Here is a 20,889-nt window from a genome sequence, read left to right as displayed (position 1 = left end):
CGGGGGCATGATCCAGGCACCATGGACGGGATATGACGCTCACCGCCGCGCTGCCGACAAGCGCCGACCCCGACACCCTCTTCGACGCGTTCGCCAGTTGGGCGAAGGAGCGCGGCCTCGACCTCTACCCCCATCAGGAGGAGGCGGTCATCGAGATCGTCTCCGGCGCCAACCTGATCATGAACACGCCCACCGGCTCGGGCAAGAGCCTGGTGGCGATCGCGGCGCACTTCGCGGCGCTCGCGGACAGCCGGACGACCTTCTACACCGCGCCGATCAAGGCCCTGGTGTCGGAGAAGTTCTTCGCGCTCTGCGAGGTCTTCGGCGCCGAGAACGTCGGCATGCTCACCGGCGACGCCAGCGTCAACGCCGACGCCCCGATCATCTGCTGCACCGCGGAGATCCTGGCCAACCTGGCGCTACGCGAGGGCGCCAAGGCCGACGTCGGCCAGGTGATCATGGATGAGTTCCACTTCTACGCCGAGCCCGACCGGGGCTGGGCCTGGCAGGTGCCGATCATCGAGCTGCCGCAGGCCCAGTTCGTCCTGATGTCCGCCACCCTCGGGGACACCACCCGGTTCGTCGACGACCTGACCCGACGCACCGGGCGGCCGACAGCCGTCGTGCGCTCGGCGGAGCGGCCGGTCCCGCTGATCTTCTCGTACGCGATGACGCCGCTGCACGAGACGCTCGAAGAGCTGCTGGAGACCAAGCAGGCCCCGGTGTACGTCGTGCACTTCACCCAGGCCGCCGCGCTGGAACGCGCCCAGGCGCTGATGAGCGTGAACGTCTGCACCCGCGCCGAGAAGGACATGATCGCCCAGGCGATCGGCGGATTCCGGTTCACCTCCGGCTTCGGCAAGACGCTGTCCCGGTTGGTCCGGCACGGCATCGGCGTGCACCACGCCGGCATGCTGCCCAAGTACCGCAGGCTCGTGGAGACCCTCGCCCAGGCCGGCCTGCTCAAGGTCATCTGCGGCACCGACACCCTCGGCGTCGGCATCAACGTGCCGATCCGCACCGTGCTCTTCACCGGCCTGTCCAAGTACGACGGGGTACGGACCCGGCTGCTCAAGAACCGCGAGTTCCACCAGATCGCCGGGCGGGCCGGCCGGGCCGGCTACGACACCATCGGCCGGGTCGTGGTGCAGGCCCCCGAGCACGTCATCGACAACGAGAAGGCCCTCGCCAAGGCCGGCGACGACCCCAAGAAGCGCCGCAAGGTGGTCCGCAAGAAGCCGCCGGAGGGCTCGATCGGCTGGGGTCAGCCCACCTTCGACCGCCTCGTCGACGCCGAGCCGGAGCCGCTGACCTCCAGTTTCCAGGTCAGCCACTCGATGCTGCTCAACGTCATCGGCCGCCCCGGGGACGCGTTCACGGCGATGCGGCACCTGCTCACCGACAACCACGAGGAGCCGGCCGCCCAGCGCCGGCACATCCGCCGGGCCATCGCCATCTACCGGGCGCTGCGCGCCGGCGGGGTGGTCGAGGAGCTGCCCGAGCCGGACGAGACGGGCCGGCGGATCCGCCTCACCGTCGACCTCCAGCTCGACTTCGCCCTCAACCAGCCGCTCTCCCCCCTCGCCCTGGCCACCATCGAGCTGCTCGACGCCGAGTCCCCGTCGTACGCGCTCGACGTGCTCAGCGTGATCGAGTCGATCCTCGACGACCCCCGGCAGATCCTCTCCGCACAGCAGTTCAAGGCCCGCGGCGAGGCCGTCGCCGCGATGAAGGCCGAGGGAATCGAGTACGAGGCACGCCTCGAACTGCTCGACGAGGTGACCCACCCGAAGCCCCTGGCCGAGCTGCTGGAGGCCGCGTACGAGATGTACCGGCAGGGCCACCCGTGGGTCGCCGACCACCAGCTCTCCCCCAAGGCCGTGGTCCGCGACATGTACGAGCGGGCCATGACCTTCACCGAGTACGTGCAGTTCTACGGGCTGACCCGTTCGGAAGGGCTGGTCCTGCGCTATCTGGCCGACGCGTACAAGACGCTGCGCCAGACCGTGCCCGAGGACGCCAAGACCGAGGAGCTGATCGACCTCATCGAGTGGTTGGGCGAGCTGGTCCGCCAGGTCGACTCCAGCCTCATCGACGAGTGGGAGCGGCTGCGCAACCCGTCCGACGTGGCCGAGGTGGCCCAGGCGCACGCCTCGCTGAGCGACCGGCCACCCGCGGTGACCCGCAACGCGCGGGCGTTCCGGGTGCTGGTGCGCAACGCGCTGTTCCGCCGCGTCGAGCTGGCCGCGCTGCGCCGCTGGGACCTGCTCGCCGAGCTGGACGCCGAGGACGGCTGGGACTACGACGCGTGGGCCGACGCCCTCGCGCCGTACTTCGAGGCGTACGACTCGATAGGCGTCGGGCCGGACGCCCGCGGCCCGGCGCTGCTGATGATCGAGCAGGGCCGGGAGCGGTGGACCGTCCGGCAGATCTTCGACGACCCGGACGGCGACCACGACTGGGGTATCAGCGCGGAGATCGACCTCGTCGCCTCGGACGAGGTCGGGGCGGCGGTCGTCCGGATCACGGACGTCGGCCAGCTCTAGCCACCGTTTCGACAGGGGGTCGTCCGCACGCCGGGCGGCCCCCTTTGTCGCGTCTTCCGCACCTCCGTTTTCACTGGGCGATGTCAGGGGTGTCGATTAGAATGTATGTACTAATACCGCTCCTGAACTGGGAGGACGCCCGTGACCGCGCCCGCCTCCACGCCCCTCACGCCGTACGCCACGTTGCTCGGTTTCACCCGCTACGTCGACCGCACCGGCCCCACCAAGGCGACCTTCGTGGGCGGGCTGCGCAAGCAGCGCGCCAGCCGGTCCGGCTTCAACCCGCACGGCCAGTTCGTCAAGGCGCTCAAGGCCGACATCGCCTTCCACACCGGCGGCACCCACCTGGCCGGGGTGGCCGACATCGTCAAGCCACGGTGGCGCCCGCTCTACCAGGCCCTGGTGCCCGGTGCCACGGCCTGGCTGCACTCCCTCGGCGATCCGGCCGCCATCGACCTCGCCCAGACCCGCGACGCCCTGGCCATGCTGGGTGACCTGCCCGTCAAGATCAACCCCCATTTCGGGGTACGCCACGCCGACGGCCGCGCCGAAGCGGTCCGCCTGCACTTCGACGAGGCCCCACCGAGCGAGGAGTCGGTGCTCGCCACCCTGCACCTGATGGCCCGTCACATGGACGCGGTCCTCCCGCACGCCGAGCCGGTCCTGGTCGACGTCCGCCGGGGCCAGGCCCACCGCACACCCGCCGACGCCAAGCCCGACCAGATCGAACGATGGCTCTCCGGCGAAGCCGCCGCCTTCCGCGCCATCTGGTCCACAGCCGCCTAACCCCGACCACCGCCTCCGTCTCACCCACCCGCGCGGCCACCCGTCGCCCGCCGCGCCCGGCAAGATCGCGCTCGATCCAGGATGTAGTGGCCTCCTCTCGACGGGGAGGCCACTACATCCATGTTCGAGCGCGATCATGCGGACAACGATGCGCACCGACGCCGGCCCGGTGACGGTGGTTATCCACAGGGGCAGCGTGGTGCGCGCGGATTCGACCAGCCTGAAGCCATGCCGAAAGCTCCTCGTCGGCCGCCGCAGTTGCGGGGTCGGGTCTTCCGTGGCTCGACCGCCGTCTCGCGAGGCCTGCTGACCCGCAACGACCTCCGCAGCTCGGCGTGGCGACCGCTCTTTCGGGACGTCTACGCCGATGCCCAGGTCACCGTCACCCACACCATCAGATGCGCCGCTGTCGGACGCTGGTTGGTCCCGCCCGGCGCCGCCATCGCGGGGCGTGCTGCCGCCGCCCTCTACGGCTGCGCACAGCCGATCGCGAACGAGCCGGTCGACGTCCTCGTTCCCGCCGCCACCCGAATCGGCCCGAGCGCCGGCATCCGGGTCCACCACGCGGAGATCGACTCCGGCGACACCGTGGACCGGGCCGGGATCACGGTGACCAGCCCGGCGCGTACCTGTTGGGACCTGGCCCGTTGGCTCGACGTGATCGAGGCGGTGGTCGTCATCGACGCCATGCTGGCGAGCCGGCTGACGACCACGCCAGCCCTGCGCGAGTACGCGCTGAGCCGGGCCGGACGACGCGGCTGGCGGTCGCTGCTACGCGCAGTCGACCTGGCCGACGCGGGCGCGGAGTCCCCTCAGGAGTCGCGCACCCGGGTACGGCTGGTGGTCGCCGGGCTGCCGCGACCGGAGACGCAGTGGGTCGTGGCCGAGCAGGGCCGGTTCGTGGCCCGACTGGACCTGGCCTGGCCGCAGTTCAAGGTCGCCGTGGAGTACGACGGGCTCTGGCACGACGATCCCGAGCAGTTTCACCGGGACCGCCGACGCCTCAACCGACTGCTCGGCAGCGACTGGATCGTGCTCCACCTGACCGCCAAACGCCTCCGGGACGACTTCGACGGGTTCCTCGCCGAGGTCCGAGCCGCGTTGCGAACCCGCTCGCGCTTTCCTCGGTGACGGTGATCGCGCTCGAACATGGAAGTAGTGGCCTCCCCGTCGAGGGAGGCCACTACTTCATGGATCGAGCACGATCATGGCCGGCGCGCGGGGTGCGCGGCTGGTCAGGCGGCCGGGAGGTACTTGGCCAGGTCGTCGAGGATCTTGTTGGCGGCGCCGACGCCGATGCCGGTCATCCAGACCTCGTCGGAGACCGGGTACGCCTTGCCGGCCTTGACCGCGCCGAGGCCCTTCCAGAGGGTGCCGCCCGCCACCTTGGCCTGCTCGGCGGCGGCCTTGTCGCCGTACGCGGTCACGAAGATGACGTCGCCGTCGACCTCGTTGATCCGCTCGGGGCTGACCAGGTCGAAGCGCTTGTCCTCCTTGTTGGCCAGCATCTGCCGCTCGGGGCGGCCGAGGCCGGTGTCGCCGACGACGATGCCGGAGAAGGAGTCCGGGCCGTACACCCGGATGTTGCCCGGGATGAAGCGCACGATCGACACCTTGCGGGCGGCGGGGTCACCGAGGGTGGCGCCGAAGTCCTTGGCCCGCTTCTCGTACGCGCCGAGCAGGTCCTTGGCCTGCTGTTCGCGGCCGAGCGCCTTGCCGTCGAGCAGGAAGTTGTCCTTCCAGGTGATGCCCACCTTGTCGGTGAACACGGTGGGCGCGATGGCGGCCAGCTCGTCGTAGAACTTCTCCTGGCGGAACTTGCTGCCGAGGATGAGGTCCGGCTTGAGCGCGTTGATCGCCTCCAGGTCGGGCTCGGTGAGCACCCCGACCTCCTTGATGCCGGTGAGCTTGTCCGCACCGAAGTACGTCGGCCAGCTCTTCGCCTCACCTGCGGTGGCCGCGCCGACGGGGGTGATGCCCAGCGAGAGCGCCGTGTCGATCTTGTCGGTGTCGAGCACGACGACGCGCTTGGGGTCGGCCGGGACCTTGGTGGTGCCCATGGCGTGGGTGATCTCCCGGGTCTCCCCGGTGGCGGAGCCGGCGACCGGGTCGCTCTCACCGCAGGCGGTGAGGCCGGCCCCGAGGGCGACGGCCGCGGCGAGAGCGGCGACGAGACGACGCATCAGAGTCCTTTCGAGGGGTACGTGCCGGCGAGCGGGTTGACCGCGTCGCCGGTGGCGGGTCGGGCGTCCGGTACGGACGCCGTCGACGATTCGGGGTCGCCCACCGCAGCTGACCCGGTGGCCGGGCTAGCGGAGCCGCCGGCCGGAGAATCCGCGCCGGCAGCAGGCGTGGCCGGATCGGCGGCGGGAGCAGCGGCCGGGGCGGCGTGGCCGCCGGTGTGGGCGGGCACCACGAGCGGGGCTCCGGTCACCGGGCAGGGGACGACGACGCAGGCCAGCCCGAAGACATCCCGGACCAGGTCCGCGGTGAGGATCTCCCGGGGCGGCCCGGCGGCCACCACCGCGCCGGCGCGCATCGCGATCAGGTGGTCGGCGTAGCGGGCAGCCTGGTTGAGGTCGTGCAGCACGGCGACCACGGTGCGGCCCCGCTCGACGCGCAACCGGTGCAGCAGGTCCAGCACCTCCACCTGGTGGGCCAGGTCGAGGAAGGTGGTCGGTTCGTCCAGCAGCAGGGCGTCGGTGTCCTGGGCGAGGGTCATGGCGATCCACACGCGTTGCCGCTGGCCGCCGGAGAGGCTGTCCACGGGCCGGTCGGCCAGGTCGGCCACGTCGGCCAGGCTCATCGCCTCGTCCACCGCCGCGGCGTCGGTGGACGACCACTGCCGCCACCACCGCTGGTACGGCTGCCGGCCGCGCCCGACCAGGTCGGCCACCGTGACGCCCTCGGGTACGAGCGGGCTCTGCGGCAGGACGCCGAGCCGGCGGGCCACGTCGCGGGTGGGCAGGTCACGGATGGCGGTGCCGTCCAGCAGGACCGTGCCGCGTCGCGGGGTGAGCAGGCGGGCCATCGTGCGCAGCAGGGTGGACTTGCCGCAGGCGTTGGGGCCGACGATGACGGTGAACGCGTCGGTCGGCAGGTCCAGGGTGAGCCCGTCGAGCACGGTCCTGTCGTCGTAGCCGACGACCAGGTCGCGGGTGGAGAGCATCACACGACTCCTTGAGGGCGTCACGACGACCGCCGCCGTCCACGAAGCAACAGGAAGATCAGGTACGGGCCGCCGATCGCGGCGGTCAGCACACCGGCCGGCAGTTGGGTGGGTGCGAACAGCCGTCGGCCGGCCAGGTCGGCAAGCACCAGCAGCAGCGCGCCGAGCAGCGCGGCGCAGACCAGCGGGGGCCGTTCGGCGCGGACCAGCCGGCGGGCCAGTTGGGGTGCGACGAGCGCCACGAAGTCGACGGCGCCGACCTGGGCGGTGACCATCGCGGCGACGAGCACGCCGGTGCCGGCCAGCCCGATCCGGCGGGCCACGGGACGCAGCCCGACGCCCCGCGCGGTGTCGTCGTCCAGGGCGGTGCTGTTCAGCGCCCAGCCGGCCCAGGCCAGCACCGGCAGCAGCACCAGCATTGTGCCGGCGATCCAGGCGGCCTCGGTCCAGCCCTTGCCGGCGAGGGTGCCGATCAGCCAGATCTGCGCCCGCAGCCCGTCGATCGGGTCGGCGGTGAGCATGACCACCTCGGTGAGCGCCCGGAAGGCGAACGCGACAGCCACGCCGGCGAGGACGAACCGCTGCGCGGCCAGCCCGTGCCGGGCGCCGAGGGCGAACAGCAGCACTGCCGCCAGCAGGCCGCCGACCAGCGCGCTCGGCGCCACCAGCACCGCCGCCGCACCGCTGGTCAGCGCCACTGTCGCGGCGAGGCCGGCGCCCTGGGTGATGCCGATGACGTCCGGGCTCGCGAGGGGGTTGCGCGCCACGCTCTGGATCAGCGTGCCGGCCACTCCGAAGGCCGCCCCGGCCACCGCGGCCAGCACGATCCGGGGCAACCGCAGATCAAAGACGACGAGGTCGTACGGGGTGCCCGCGCCGGAGAGCGCCCGCAGCACGTCGGCCGGGGCGACGTACGGGGTGCCGAGGGAGAGGCTGAGCAGCATCGCGAGCAGGAGCAGCACGGTCAGCACGGCGGCGACCAGCACCGCCCGGCGGCGGATCTGCAGGCTGACCGGGCCGAGCAGCAGCAGCGACCGCCCCGGCAGTCGGGCCGAGCCGCCACCGGGCGAGGCGGCGGGGCCTGCCGGGCCGGGGACCGGGCGCTGGGTGGTCGTCACGCGGTCACCACCCGGGCGCGGCGGACCAGCAGGGCCAGCAGCGGCGCACCGATCAGGGCGGTGATGATCCCGGCCGGTATCTCGCCGGGCGGGGCGACGAGCCGGCCGACGACGTCGGCGCCGAGCAGCAGCGCGGGCCCGAGCAGGGCGGAGACGGCGAGGGTCCAGCGGTGGTCCGCGCCGACCAGGGCACGGGCCAGGTGCGGCACGGCCAGTCCGACGAAGGCGACCGGCCCGGCGGCGGCCACCGCGGCGCCGGTCAGCAGCACCGCGGCGAGGCCACCGGTGAGGCGGACCAGCCCGATGCGGTGGCCCAGGCCGCGGGCCACGTCGTCGCCGAGGGCCAGCGCGTCCAGGCCGCGGGCCACCAGGACCGCCAGCAGCAACCCGACGAGAACGAAGGGCAGCACCTGGGCGGTGACGCCGAGGTCCCGGCCGGCCAGCCCGCCGACGACCCAGAACCGGTACTCCTCGAAGGTGCGGGCGTCGATGCTGAGCAGCGCGTACACCCCGGAGGCGAGGCTGGCGTCGAGCGCCGCGCCGACCAGCGCGAGGGTGACCGGACTCGCGCCCTCGCGGGCCCGGCTGGCGATGGCGAAGACCAGCAGCCCGGCGACCAGCGCCCCGGCGATGCCGAACCAGACGTAGCCGGCGAGCGTGCCGACGCCGAAGACGGAGATGGCGAGCACCACGCCGAACGACGCGCCGGCGCTGATGCCGAGGATGCGGGGCTCGGCGAGGGGGTTGCGGGTGAGCGCCTGGAACAGCACCCCGGCCACGGCGAGGGCGAGCCCGACAGCGAGGCCCAGGGTGGTACGCGGAATGCGCAGTTCCCGGACGATCGTGCTCGCGTCGCTGCCGTCCGGCGCGACGAGGGCGTGCCACACGGCACCGACACCGAGTGGCCGGCTGCCCAGCGCGAAGCTCGCCAGCACGGCGAGCAGCAGCACCAGTGCCGCCCCGACGGTGACGGCCACCCGCCGGCCGGTACGGGTACCGGACCGGTTGCGGGCCGGCGTCGGCCGGTCGACGAGGGTGGTCACGAGTCTCCTGCACGTTCGAGCTTAGGTTCGCCTAACCTTAGCCGACCTGCAGAAAGTGACCTAACCGGCGTCGGTCGATGCCGACCCGGACGTGTCCGGGTCGCGTGCCGTGCTGCCGTCCCCGGTCGCCGCACCGCCGCCCGGCAGCACGTCCAGTGGCCGCATCATCTCGTTGTCCTCGTGCTCCAGGAGGTGACAGTGCCAGGCGTAGCGGCCGGGCAGGTCGAAGCGCGCCTTGATCCGGGTCACCTCCCACGGGTACGCGAGCACCGTGTCCATCCGCCCCCGTTCCCCCGGAGCCGGCGGCACCCGGCCCGAATGCCCGCGGCCGAGCACCTCGAACTGGGCCTGGTGCAGGTGGATCGGATGGACCAGGCGGGTGAAGTTGCGCAGTTCCCACACCTCGGTGGCGCCGAGGGTCGGCTGCTCGGTCGCCGGATCGCTCCAGCGCATGGGCCGAGGACGGCCCCGCTCGTCGAGGGTGCCGAGCAGCATCGTCATCGACCCCGACGAGCCGGACATGCGCTCGTTGAGGGACAACCGCCGAACCCGCTGGGCCGCTGGCAGCCCAGGATGTGCCGGCAGCCGCAGCTGCTCCGGCGGCACGCTCGGGTCCGGGCCGGTCGCCTCGGTGACCACGAAGCGCAGCACCTGCCCGGTGGATCGCGGATCGGCCGGCGGGAAGTCGACCCCGGGCCGGCCACCGCGGTACGCCCAGTCGGGTCCCTCGTTGACGAGGTACAGCTCGGTACCGGCGGGCACGTCGGTGAAGTCGACGATGGCGTCGACCCGCTGGGCGGGGCCGAGGCCCACGCGTTCGTGCGACACCGGCTCGGGCAGGAACCCGCCGTCGCTGCCGATCTGCCAGATCGGCAGCACCGGGCGGGCCGGCCGCGCCGTGGCGTGGGCAGCCACGCTCAGCAGCAGAAAACGATTGTTCGAGGCGTTGAGCAGGCGGAACCGGTAGCGCCGCCGCTGCACCGTGAGGCTGGGCCAGGTGCGACCGTTGACCACGATTGTGGAGCCGGCGCCGTGCCACGAGCGCTCCCCCGGGTAGAGCAACTCGCCGTCGGCGGTGAAGCTCCGATCCTGGATCATCAGCGGAATATCGCGGTAGCGGACGTCCGGAGGGTCGTCGTGGGCCGGCCCCGGGCCGGGTAGGACCCCGTCCGGCAGGTCGTCGCCGCCGAGCAGGTAGAAGCCGGCCGGTCCGGCGTAGACGTTCTGGGCGGTCACCCCCAACGTGTGGTCGTGGTACCAGAGGGTGCCCGGCGCCTGGTCGTTGGCGTACTCGAAGGTGGCCGAGCCCGGCGCCCAGCGCAGACCGGAACGCTCGGCGAAGCGGGACCGGAACTCGTCGTACACGCTTCCGCAGACGGCGAAGTCGGACGGCAGATCGCGCGCCACCGGCAGGTACCACGCCTCGGCGTGCCCGTCGCTCTCCTGCGGGCTGTGTGCACCGTGCAGATGCACCACCTGGGGCACCGGCCCGCGGTATCCGCGCGGGTCGCCGTCGCGACGGCCGTGCTGGTCCCGGTTGGCGTTTCCGCCGGCGGGGTTGGCCCAGTGCAGGGTGGGATCGACCGGCAGCAGGTGCGGCAGAAAGTCGCCCCGGCCGTCGACGAGCTGGTTGACCCAGGTCACGCGCACCGGGTGGTTCACCCGCGCCACGATGCTGGGCGCCGGGTAGCCGAAGCTGCCGGGGTGGGCCGTCGAGCCGTAACCCCACACCGTCGTACGCGGCCACGAAGGCGGCAGGATCTGCTGGCGGAACTGTCGTACGCCGATGACGTACGTGTCCCGCTCCGGACCGGTCGCCACGGCCGGCATCGCCGGTGGGATCCGCAACGGCGCGACGTACTTCGGGATGTCGGCGGCGTCCAACGACGCCACTCCGGCGAGCGCGCGGCCCGCGGCCGTGGAGCCCGCCGGGACCAGTACCGCCGCGCCACCGGCGGCACCGGCGGCAAGCAGCCCTCGTCTGGTGACCATGCCACACCTCCCATTCGCATCCCATTCCCCGATAAGAGAATGAGTTTCGCGGAAGGGAACAAGTGCGACAGAACACCGATGCCACCCGTAAGAGGGACATCCGGCCCCGATCGCGCCATAGGGTGTGAGCATGCGATTCGACAGGCACACGGTCGTCCTCCTGATCCGGCCGTCGGATCCGCCGGACCTGCCACTGGAGGCGATCGACCGGGTGCAGAGCGCCCACCTCGCCCATCAGGCGGGGTTCGTGGAGCAGGGGCTGGTGCTGGCGGCCGGGCCGTTCCTGGACGCCGACGACGGGCAACTGCGGGGCTTCGTCGTGTTCTCGATCTCGCCGGAGGAGGTACGCGCGCTCTACGCCGACGATCCGGCCGTCCGCGCCGGCCTGCTCGTCGCACGGGTGACGAGTTGGATGGTGCCCGAGGGCAACGTGCGGTTCGAGAGCGTGCCGATGCCCCGGTCGATGCTGGAGGCGGCCTCCGGCGACTGAAGCCGGCGAATCGGAACCCTCGACGGTCAGCCGAGCGGGCTCTTGACGGTCAGCCGGGCAGGCCCTCGATCGGGACCACCCGCAGGTCGTCCACCTCGCCGACGATCACCCGCAGCGACGGAAAGTAGGCACCGAGCACCTGAGCGCACCTGTCGCACGGCTCGATGACCGCGCGGCCCCGGTCGGTGACCGTGACGATCGTCTCCAGCTCGGTCACGCCCTGCGTGGCGGCGGTGCCGATCACGACCAGTTCCGCGCAGGTGTCGCCGCTGTCGTGCTGGATGTTCACGCCGGAGAACACCCGCCCGTCGGCGGTCCGGGCGGCCGACGCACCGGTGTGGCGCTGGCTGCGGCACCGCAGCTTGGCGACCGCCGTGGCGGCCTGCACCAACGCCCGGTCGGTGTCCCGCAGCTCCATCCCGGCCCCCCAGCGCTCGACGTCGGCCGCAACTCTAGACGGCCGTGGACGCGCTGCCGCACCGCTTGAGGCGGTAACCCAGGGGCGATCCGCCGCCGCGCTGCCTATCCTTGGGCACGACATGCAGAATCCAGCCGCCTCCGCCGCGACCGATCCCGTCCGCGAGCTGCACCGCCGCCTCACTCCCCTGATGTTCCGCGACCAACGCCGGCTCCAGCGGCGCCTCGACGGTGCCCGCAAGCTGCGCGACCCGCAGCGCCGGGAGGCGGCGCTTACCGAGATCACCGCCGAGCTGACCCGGGCCGAGCAACGGCTGGCCGCCCGACGGGCGGCGGTGCCGGTGATCACGTACCCGGCCGGGTTGCCGGTCAGTGACCGCAAGGACGACATCGCGGCCGCCATCCGTGATCATCAGGTGGTGATCGTGGCCGGCGAGACCGGCTCCGGCAAGACCACCCAGATCCCCAAGATCTGCCTGGAGCTGGGGCGCGGCGTCAACGGCCTGATCGGGCACACCCAGCCCCGGCGGCTGGCCGCCCGCACGGTGGCCGATCGCATCGCCGACGAGCTGGGCACCGAGCTGGGCGACGTGGTCGGCTACAAGGTGCGCTTCACCGACCAGGTCAGCGACCGCAGCCTGGTCAAGCTGATGACCGACGGCATCCTGCTGGCCGAGTTGCAGACCGACCGGATGCTGCGCCAGTACGACACGTTGATCATCGACGAGGCGCACGAGCGCAGCCTCAACATCGACTTCATCCTCGGGTACCTGCGGGAGCTGCTGCCCCGCCGACCCGACCTCAAGGTGATCATCACCTCGGCGACCATCGAGACCGACCGCTTCGCCCGGCACTTCGCCGGGCCGCCCACGGCCGACGAGCCGCAGGGCGTACCCGCGCCAGTGGTCGAGGTCTCCGGGCGCACCTACCCGGTCGAGGTGCGCTACCGGCCGCTGGTCGAGGTGGCCGAGGGCGACGAGGACGGTGACGGCGACGAGGACAACGTCCGCGACCAGATCCAGGCGATCGGCGACGCCGTCGAGGAGTTGGCCGCCGAGGGGCCCGGCGACATCCTGGTCTTCCTCAGCGGCGAGCGGGAGATCCGGGACACCGCCGACGCGCTGGGCAAGCTGGTGCAGTCCAAGCGGTCCCTGCTCGGCACCGAGATCCTGCCGCTGTACGCGCGGCTGTCCAGCGCCGAGCAGCACCGGGTCTTCGCCGCGCACAGCTCGCGCCGGGTGGTGCTCGCCACCAACGTGGCGGAGACCTCGCTGACAGTGCCCGGCATCAAGTACGTGGTGGACCCGGGCACCGCCCGGATCTCCCGCTACTCCAGCCGGCTCAAGGTGCAGCGGCTGCCCATCGAGCCGGTCTCCCAGGCGTCGGCCAACCAGCGCAAGGGCCGCTGCGGGCGTACGTCCGACGGCATCTGCATCCGCCTCTACGACGAGCAGGACTTCCTGTCCCGCCCCGAGTTCACCGACCCGGAGATCCTGCGCACCAACCTGGCGTCGGTCATCCTCCAGATGACCGCGATCGGGCTCGGCGACCTGGCCGCGTTCCCGTTCATCGACCCGCCGGACAGGCGCAACATCACCGACGGCGTCAACCTGCTGCACGAGCTGGGCGCGCTGGACCCGACCGAGGCCGACCCGGGCAAGCGGCTCACCGCGCTGGGCCGGCGGCTGGCCCAGTTGCCGGTCGACCCGCGGCTGGCCCGCATGGTGGTCGAGGGCGAACGAAACGGTTGCGCGACCGAGGTGCTGGTGATCGCCGCCGCGCTGTCCATCCAGGACCCGCGCGAGCGGCCGGCGGAGAAGCAGGCCCAGGCCGACCAGGCGCACGCCCGGTTCGCCGACAAGGAGTCGGACTTCGTCGCGTACCTCAACCTGTGGCGCTACCTACGCGAGCAGCAGCGGGAATTCTCCTCCAGCGCGTTCCGGCGGATGTGCAAGGCGGAGTACCTGAACTACCTGCGAATCCGCGAGTGGCAGGACATCGTCAGCCAGTTGCGCCAGGTGCTGCGTACCCCTTCCGAGGGCGACCGGCGGGGTGGGCGACCGGCGCGCGACACCTCGGACGACGCGGACGTCGGCCGGGGTGCGGGCCGGCGCGGCGGCGCGGACCTGCCGGAGGAGATCGACACCCCGAAGGTGCACCAGTCGTTGCTGCCGGGCCTGCTGTCGCACATCGGCCTGAAGGACGCCCAGAAGCACGAGTACCTGGGCGCGCGGGGCGCGAAGTTCGCGCTCTTTCCCGGCTCGGCGTTGTTCAAGAAGCCGCCGCGCTGGGTGATGGCCGCCGAGCTGGTGGAGACCTCCCGGCTGTGGGGCCGCATCGCCGGCCGGGTCGAGCCGGAGTGGGTCGAGCCGCTCGCGCAGCACCTGGTCAAGCGCAGCTACAGCGAGCCGCACTGGGAGAAGAAGCAGGCCGCGGTGATGGCCTACGAGAAGGTCACCCTGTACGGCGTTCCCCTGGTCACCTCCCGCAAGGTCAACTTCGGGCGGATCGACCCGGCGCTGAGCCGGGAGCTGTTCATCCGGCACGCCCTCGTCGAGGGCGACTGGCAGACCCACCACCGGTTCTGGGCGGACAACAAGCGCCTGCTCGCCGAGATCGAGGAGCTGGAGAGCCGCGCCCGACGCCGCGACATCCTGGTCGACGACGAGACCATCTTCGGTTTCTACGACCAGCGGATCCCCGCCGACGTGGTCTCCGGCCGGCACTTCGACACCTGGTGGAAGACGACCCGCCGGGACCAGCCCGACCTGCTCACCTTCACCCGCGACGTGCTGGTCAACGACGGTCGGGCCGGGGTGGACGAGAACGACTACCCCGACGAGTGGCAGGCCGACGGGGTGAGTCTGCCGCTGACCTACCGCTTCGAGCCGGGCACGCCGACCGACGGCGTCACCGTGGACATCCCGCTGCCGCTGCTCAACCAGGTGCCGGCCGAGAGCTTCGACTGGCAGGTGCCGGGGCTGCGCGAGGAGACGGTGATCTCGCTGATCCGGACGCTGCCCAAGGCGATCCGCCGCAACTTCGTCCCCGTGCCGGACTACGCGCGGGCCGCGCTCGCCGCGATCACACCCGGCGAGGAGCCGTTGCTGGACGCGCTCACCCGCCAACTGCGGCGGATGACAGGCGTCAGCGTGCCCCGCGACGCCTGGGAGCCGGGCAAGCTGCCGGCCCACCTGCGGGTCACCTTCCGGGTGCTCGACGCCGACGAGAAGCCGGTCGCCGAGGGCAAGGACCTGCCGGCCCTGCAACGTCAGCTCCGTCAGGAGGTCCGCCAGGTGGTGGCGGCCGCCGCACCGGAGGTCGCCCGGACGGGGCTGCGCGAGTGGAGCATCGGCACGCTGCCCCGGACGATCGAGCAGGTACGCGCGGGTTACGCGGTGACCGCGTACCCGGCGCTCGTCGACGAGGGCGCGACGGTCGGGGTGAAGGTGTTCGACTCCCCCGCCGAGGCGGAGGCGGCGCACTGGGCGGGCACCCGTCGGCTGCTGCGGCTCACCGTGCCGTCCCCGGCCCGGTTCCTGCAGGGCCGGCTGAGCAACGAGGCGAAGCTGGCGCTGAGTCGCAACCCGCACGGCGGTGTGCAGCAACTGATCGAGGACGCGGCGGGCGCGGCCATCGACCGGCTGATCGGCGAGGCCGGTGGGCCGGCGTGGGACGCCGAGGGCTTCGCCGCGCTGCGGGAGAAGGTCCGCGCCGACCTGGTCGACACGGTGGTCGAGGTGATGGACCGGGTGCGCAAGGTGCTCGCCGCAGCCTACGCGGTCGAGCAGCGGCTCGGCGCGACGCGCAACCTGGCCGTGGTGGCGGCGCTCGCCGACATCCGCAAGCAGCTCGCCGGGCTGGTGCACGCCGGTTTCATCACCGAGACCGGGTACGCCCGCCTGCCCGACCTGCTGCGCTACCTGACCGCCATCGAGCGCCGGCTGGACCGCCTGGGCGGCAACCCCCAGCGGGACCGCCAGCAGCAGGACCGGATCGCGGTGGTGCAGAAGGAGTACGACGACCTGCTCACCAACCTGCCCCCGGCCCGCCGCCAGGAGACAGCCGTCCGGCAGATCCGCTGGATGATCGAGGAGTTGCGGGTGAACGTGTTCGCGCAGGCGCTGGGCACCCCGTATCCCGTCTCCGAGCAGCGGATCTACCGGGCCATGGACGAGGCCGAGGGCCGCTGACCCGGCCGGCGCGGCTCTGGCCCTGGCCGGGCCCGTCAGGTCAGCGGTTCCACGCCGGGCGGCAGCTCGCCACGGTCGATCGCCGACTGGATGTAGTCGAGCAGGATCCGCCGCAGTTCCCGACCGGCGTGGGTCGGCACGATGTCGCGGCGGCGGGCCACCGCGATGGTCCGCCGCACCCCGGGCGGGGCGAGGGGGGTGATCCGCACCCCGGGGCGGCGGGCCAGCACGATGCCCGGCACCAGCGCGATGCCCAGTCCTGCCTCGACGAAGCTGAGCACCGCGTCCATCTCGCCGCCGTCCACCGCGAAGCTCGGTTCGAAGCCCGCCTCGCGGCACGCCTGGATGGTGGCGTCGCGCAGGTCGTAGCCCTCCCGGAACATCACCATCGGCTGGTCGCGCAGGTCGGTGATGCGCAGCTCGCCGGTCGTCGACGCGGTGGGCACCTCCCCCACCGAGGCCACCACCAGGCTCTCCCGCAGGATCGGGTCGACCCGCAGACCCGGGTCCGCGCCCTGGGCCGGCATGATGATCAGGGCCAGGTCGAGGTCGCCGCGCAGCAGGTCCCGCACGAGATCCTGGGAGCCGCCCTCCTCGACGCGCAGGTCGACGGTGGGATGCGCGTCGCGGAACCGACGCAGCACCGGCGGTGCGAGCGAGGTGGCAAGGCTCGGGGTCGCACCGAGCCGGACGCGACCCCGCCGGAGCCCGACCAGCTCCTGCACCTCCCGGGTCGCGGTCTCCACGTCGGCGAGGATCCGGGTGGCCAGCGGCAGGAGCACCTCACCCGCCGCGGTGAGGGCGATGTTGCCCCTTACCCGCTCGAACAGCGGTGCCCCGAGGTCGGTCTCCAGAGCGTGAATTTGCTTACTGAGAGAAGGCTGAGTGATGCCGACGATGTCGGCGGCTTGGGTGAAATGTCGTACTTCGGCCACCGCAACGAAGTACCGGAGCTGATGGAGCTGCATCTACATAGCCTAAGGCTATTAACACTACGAGTTTGATGCATTGGACGACTGATCGAAGTGCTCCTAGCGTCGGTCCCGTGGTAATGACGAAAACTCGGTCGCCCATCCGCTCGAACGTCGGCCTCAAGGCCGTCATGGCGGTGACGGGCATCCTGCTGGTGCTGTTCCTGATCGCCCACATGCTCGGGAACCTGAAGGTGTTCACGGGGGAGACCTCGTTCGACCACTACGCGCACTGGCTGCGCGACATCGGTAAGCCGCTGCTGCCCGGTGTCTGGTTTCTGTGGATCCTGCGCACCGTCCTCGTGGTGGCCGTCGTCGCCCACATCTGGGCCGCCACCGTGCTGGCGATGCGCGCCCGCGCCGCCCGCCCGGTCAAGTACGCCCACCGCAAGAAGGTTCGGGGCAGCTACGCGGCCCGCACCATGCGCTGGGGCGGCGTGATCATCCTGCTGTTCGTGATCTACCACCTCCTGGACCTGACCACCGGCACGCTCAACCCGGTCGGGACCGAGGGCAAGCCGTACGGCAACGTCGTCGCCGACTTCGCGCCGGAGCGCTGGTACGTCACGCTCTTCTACACCCTGGCGATCGTCACGCTCGGCTTCCACCTGCGCCACGGCGCGTTCAGCGCGTTCCGCAGCCTCGGCCAGCAGACACCCCGGGGCGAGCGCCGGGCGCGCAACGCCGCGCTCGTCTTCGCCGTGGTGCTCTGCGCCGGATACCTGGTGGTCCCGTTCGCCGTTCTCACCGGATTGGTGTCCTGACATGGAACTCTTCACCGAGGGCGACCCGATCGCCGACACGAAGGCTCCCGCCGGCCCGATCGAGAAGCGCTGGGAGACCCGGCGCTTCGAGGCCAAGCTGGTCAACCCGGCCAACCGCCGCAAGATGACGGTGATCGTGGTCGGCACCGGCCTGGCCGGCGGTTCGGCCGCGGCGACGCTGGCCGAGCAGGGCTACCACGTCAAGTCCTACTGCTACCAGGACAGCCCGCGCCGGGCGCACTCGATCGCCGCGCAGGGCGGCATCAACGCCGCGAAGAACTACCGCAACGACGGCGACTCGGTGCACCGGCTGTTCTACGACACCGTCAAGGGCGGCGACTTCCGCTCCCGGGAGTCGAACGTGCACCGCCTGGCCGAGGTGTCGGTCAACATCATCGACCAGTGCGTCGCCCAGGGCGTGCCGTTCGCCCGCGAGTACGGCGGCCTGCTGGACACCCGCTCCTTCGGCGGCGCCCAGGTGCAGCGCACCTTCTACGCCCGGGGGCAGACGGGCCAGCAGCTGCTGCTCGGCGCGTACCAGGCCCTGGAGCGGCAGATCGGCCTGGGCAACGTCGAGATGAACGCCCGGCACGAGATGCTGGAGCTGGTCCTCGTCGACGGCAAGGCCCGCGGCATCGTCGTCCGCGACCTGGTCACCGGCGAGATCAGCACGGAGATGGCCGACGCGGTGGTGCTCGCCTCCGGCGGCTACGGCAACGTCTTCTACCTCTCCACCAACGCCAAGGGCTGCAACGTCACCGCCACCTGGCGGGCGCACCGCAAGGGCGCGTACTTCGCCAACCCCTGCTACACGCAGATCCACCCGACCTGCATCCCCGTCTCCGGCGACCACCAGTCGAAGCTGACCCTGATGAGCGAGTCGCTGCGCAACGACGGCCGGGTCTGGGTGCCGAAGAACAAGGGCGACGACCGCAACCCGCGCGACATTCCCGAGGACGAGCGGGACTACTACCTGGAGCGGATCTACCCCTCCTTCGGCAACCTGGTCCCCCGCGACATCGCCTCCCGCGCCGCGAAGAACGTGTGCGACGAGGGCCGGGGCGTCGGGCCCACCAAGCTCGGTGTCTACCTCGACTTCGCCGACGCGATCGACCGGCTGGGCCGCAAGGCCATCGAGGCCAAGTACGGCAACCTCTTCGAGATGTACGAGCGGATCACCGGCGAGGACCCGTACGAGGTGCCGATGCGGATCTACCCCGCCGTGCACTACACGATGGGCGGCCTGTGGGTCGACTACGACCTCCAGTCGAGCATCCCGGGCCTGTTCGTGATCGGCGAGGCGAACTTCTCCGACCACGGCGCGAACCGCCTCGGCGCCTCGGCGCTGATGCAGGGCCTCGCCGACGGCTACTTCGTGCTGCCGACCACGATCGCCAACTACCTGGCCTCGGGCCCCCTCGACAAGGTCGACGCCAGCCACCCGGCGGCGGTCGAGGCGCGTACCGACGTCGAGGACCGCATCCAGCGGCTGCTGGCGGTCAACGGCGACCGGACCGTCGACTCGTTCCACCGCGAGCTGGGCCAGATCATGTGGGAGCACTGCGGCATGGAGCGCAGTGAGGCCGGGTTGCGCAAGGCGATCGGCGAGATCCGCGACCTGCGCGACGCGTTCTGGCAGCGGGTCAAGGTGTCCGGCACGGGCGAGGAGCTGAACCAGTCGCTGGAGAAGGCCGGCCGGGTGGCCGACTTCTTCGAGCTGGCCGAGCTGATGTGCATCGACGCCCTGCACCGCGAGGAGTCCTGCGGAGGGCACTTCCGGGCCGAGCACCAGACCCCCGACGGCGAGGCGCAGCGCGACGACGACCGGTTCGCGTACGTGGCGGCCTGGGAGTTCACCGCCACCGGTGAGCCCTCGGTGCTGCACAAGGAAGACCTGAAGTTCGAATACGTCCACCCCACGCAGCGGAGCTACAAGTGAACCTGACCCTGCGCATCTGGCGCCAGAAGGGCCCTGAGGACAAGGGTCGGATGGTGACCTACCCGGTCAACGACGTGTCCCCGGACATGTCGTTCCTGGAGATGCTCGACGTACTCAACGAGCGGCTGATCCTCGACGGCGAGGACCCGGTGGCGTTCGACCACGACTGCCGCGAAGGCATCTGCGGCATGTGCGGCCTGATGATCAACGGTGACGCGCACGGGCCGCAGCGCGGCACCACGGCCTGCCAGCTGCACATGCGGCAGTTCACCGACGGCGAGACGATCGACATCGAACCGTGGCGGGCCAGCGCCTTCCCGGTCATCAAGGACCTGGTGGTCAACCGGGGCGCCTTCGACAAGATCATCGCCGCCGGCGGCTACATCACCGCGCCGACCGGCAGCGCGCCCGAGGCGCACTCCACCCCGGTCGCCAAGGCCAACGCGGACGCCGCCTTCGAGTCGGCGGCCTGCATCGGCTGCGGCGCGTGCGTGGCGGCCTGCCCGAACGGCTCGGGCATGCTCTTCACCGCCGCCAAGCTCACCCAGCTCTCGCTGCTGCCGCAGGGCCAGCCGGAGCGCTACACCCGGGTGATCGGCATGGTCGACGCGCACGACGAGGCAGGCTTCGGTGGCTGCACGAACGCGGGCGAGTGCACGGTGGCCTGCCCGAAGGGCATCCCGCTGAACACGATCGGCCGGCTCAACCGCGACTACCTCGCGGCCACCACGAAGGGCGCCGGCAACACCCCCGGCTCCTGACCACCGCCCGGCCACTCCTGGCCACCCCGGACCGCCGTGCCCCGAACCTCGGGCACGGCGGTCCGGCGTACGGTCGACGCCCGCCGACGCAGCGACCGCCCTGGTCCGGCCCGGGCGACCCCCTGCCGCCGACCCCGACCCGCGGGCATCGCCGATCAGACGTCCGGTCGGCGCCCGCCGACGCAGCGACCGATCCAGCCCCGGCCCCGCCCCCGGCCGGGACCTTGGCCTGGCCCGAGCGCATGATCCACTCCATTTCGCCGATGTGGCGGTGTCCGAGGCGCTCGAATACCGCCGCATCGGCGAAATGGAGTCGATCATGTCGGCGCACCCCCGGTGTTCGTGCCGCTTCGCCCAGCACGGTGGACAAAAAGGGTGAATGTTCGCGACTCTCGCCGCTTCCGGAGGCCTTGACCGGGGAGCACGACCTGATCAACTCGGCATCCAGGAAGTCGGCCTGTCCCGGCACCCACGACACCCCGACTTCCGGAAACCCGAGTCGATCAAGGAGGGCCACCGCCCAGCACAGGCCACGAACCGGCCGCGCCAGCCCCCGAAGGCACCGACGGCGACCATCGCGGGCTGGGGGCGACCGTGCCCGGCGCAGGGATCAAGCCAGCCCCCCCCGCGCCCGGGCCCCGGGCCCCCCCCCCCCCCCACCCACCCCCCGCCACCCCCGGCCCCGGGCCCCCCCGCCCCC

15 protein-coding genes are annotated in these 20,889 nt (G+C 71.7%); 8 read left to right on the top strand and 7 right to left on the bottom strand.

All coding sequences use genetic code 11. The features are described 5' to 3' along the window. The first annotated feature begins 32 nt into the window (after positions 1 to 32). From ACLQ27_RS22515 to ACLQ27_RS22505, 3 genes are all read left to right on the top strand, one after another. Positions 33 to 2,546 carry a DEAD/DEAH box helicase gene (locus ACLQ27_RS22515; RefSeq protein ID WP_357497400.1) on the top strand — a complete coding sequence of 838 codons (2,514 nt, stop codon included), beginning with the start codon at positions 33 to 35 and terminating at the stop codon, positions 2,544 to 2,546. Positions 2,547 to 2,687: 141 nt separating this feature from the next. After that, positions 2,688 to 3,332: a hypothetical protein gene (locus tag ACLQ27_RS22510; RefSeq protein ID WP_357497398.1), complete on the top strand. Its 645-nt coding sequence runs from the start codon at positions 2,688 to 2,690 to the stop codon at positions 3,330 to 3,332. Between the two features lie 228 nt (positions 3,333 to 3,560). Continuing rightward, a complete protein-coding gene (locus ACLQ27_RS22505) occupies positions 3,561 to 4,463 on the top strand; it encodes a hypothetical protein (RefSeq protein ID WP_425868500.1) in 903 nt (300 codons plus the stop codon). Between the two features lie 104 nt (positions 4,464 to 4,567). On the opposite strand, the gene ACLQ27_RS22500 is transcribed toward ACLQ27_RS22505, so the two are convergent. From ACLQ27_RS22500 to ACLQ27_RS22480, 5 genes are read right to left on the bottom strand one after another with little or no spacing between them, the layout of a single operon-like run. Beyond that, positions 4,568 to 5,515 carry an ABC transporter substrate-binding protein gene (locus ACLQ27_RS22500; RefSeq protein ID WP_234587856.1) on the bottom strand — a complete coding sequence of 316 codons (948 nt, stop codon included), beginning with the start codon at positions 5,513 to 5,515 and terminating at the stop codon, positions 4,568 to 4,570. Further along, positions 5,515 to 6,501 carry an ABC transporter ATP-binding protein gene (locus ACLQ27_RS22495; RefSeq protein WP_425868498.1) on the bottom strand — a complete coding sequence of 329 codons (987 nt, stop codon included), beginning with the start codon at positions 6,499 to 6,501 and terminating at the stop codon, positions 5,515 to 5,517. Before ACLQ27_RS22495 ends, ACLQ27_RS22500 begins: the two co-directional genes overlap by 1 nt. Positions 6,502 to 6,521: 20 nt before the next feature. Then, positions 6,522 to 7,619 carry a FecCD family ABC transporter permease gene (locus tag ACLQ27_RS22490; protein WP_425868497.1) on the bottom strand — a complete coding sequence of 366 codons (1,098 nt, stop codon included), beginning with the start codon at positions 7,617 to 7,619 and terminating at the stop codon, positions 6,522 to 6,524. Continuing rightward, a complete protein-coding gene (locus ACLQ27_RS22485) occupies positions 7,616 to 8,662 on the bottom strand; it encodes a FecCD family ABC transporter permease (RefSeq protein ID WP_425868496.1) in 1,047 nt (348 codons plus the stop codon). The genes ACLQ27_RS22490 and ACLQ27_RS22485 overlap by 4 nt, the downstream gene beginning before the upstream one ends. Before the next feature lie 60 nt (positions 8,663 to 8,722). Further along, positions 8,723 to 10,654, bottom strand: a complete 1,932-nt coding sequence (locus tag ACLQ27_RS22480) for a multicopper oxidase family protein (protein WP_425868495.1) — start codon at positions 10,652 to 10,654, stop codon at positions 8,723 to 8,725. Positions 10,655 to 10,784: 130 nt separating this feature from the next. On the opposite strand from ACLQ27_RS22480, the gene ACLQ27_RS22475 reads away from it, so the two are divergent. Continuing rightward, on the top strand, positions 10,785 to 11,144 hold the full coding sequence (locus ACLQ27_RS22475) for a YciI family protein (RefSeq protein ID WP_234587861.1): 360 nt from the start codon (positions 10,785 to 10,787) through the stop codon (positions 11,142 to 11,144). 49 nt (positions 11,145 to 11,193) lie between these two features. Here the strand turns inward: ACLQ27_RS22475 and ACLQ27_RS22470 are convergent, their stop codons facing one another. Next, positions 11,194 to 11,562, bottom strand: a complete 369-nt coding sequence (locus tag ACLQ27_RS22470; RefSeq protein WP_357497384.1) for a cytidine deaminase — start codon at positions 11,560 to 11,562, stop codon at positions 11,194 to 11,196. 121 nt (positions 11,563 to 11,683) lie between these two features. Here ACLQ27_RS22470 and hrpA point away from each other — a divergent pair, with 121 nt between their 5' ends. Beyond that, a complete protein-coding gene (gene hrpA / locus ACLQ27_RS22465) occupies positions 11,684 to 15,754 on the top strand; it encodes an ATP-dependent RNA helicase HrpA (RefSeq protein ID WP_425868494.1) in 4,071 nt (1,356 codons plus the stop codon). 35 nt (positions 15,755 to 15,789) lie between these two features. Here the strand turns inward: hrpA and ACLQ27_RS22460 are convergent, their stop codons facing one another. Beyond that, positions 15,790 to 16,722, bottom strand: a complete 933-nt coding sequence (locus tag ACLQ27_RS22460) for a LysR family transcriptional regulator (protein ID WP_234587864.1) — start codon at positions 16,720 to 16,722, stop codon at positions 15,790 to 15,792. Between the two features lie 83 nt (positions 16,723 to 16,805). On the opposite strand from ACLQ27_RS22460, the gene ACLQ27_RS22455 reads away from it, so the two are divergent. Genes ACLQ27_RS22455 through ACLQ27_RS22445 form a run of 3 tightly spaced genes read left to right on the top strand, consistent with a single transcriptional unit; the run spans position 16,806 to position 20,189 of the window. Then, on the top strand, positions 16,806 to 17,489 hold the full coding sequence (locus ACLQ27_RS22455; RefSeq protein ID WP_357497380.1) for a succinate dehydrogenase cytochrome b subunit: 684 nt from the start codon (positions 16,806 to 16,808) through the stop codon (positions 17,487 to 17,489). Position 17,490: 1 nt separating this feature from the next. Next, positions 17,491 to 19,428, top strand: a complete 1,938-nt coding sequence (locus ACLQ27_RS22450) for a fumarate reductase/succinate dehydrogenase flavoprotein subunit (RefSeq protein WP_357497378.1) — start codon at positions 17,491 to 17,493, stop codon at positions 19,426 to 19,428. Continuing rightward, entirely contained in the window at positions 19,425 to 20,189 is a 765-nt protein-coding gene (locus ACLQ27_RS22445) for a succinate dehydrogenase/fumarate reductase iron-sulfur subunit (protein ID WP_357497376.1), read from the top strand. The genes ACLQ27_RS22450 and ACLQ27_RS22445 overlap by 4 nt, the downstream gene beginning before the upstream one ends. Positions 20,190 to 20,889: the final 700 nt, after the last annotated feature.

Source organism: Micromonospora sp. DT63, from assembly GCF_049841615.1.
Classification (GTDB): Bacteria; Actinomycetota; Actinomycetes; order Mycobacteriales; family Micromonosporaceae; genus Micromonospora.
Note: the sequence above shows the minus strand (reverse complement) of the source record. Positions and strands in the feature narration are given on the sequence as shown.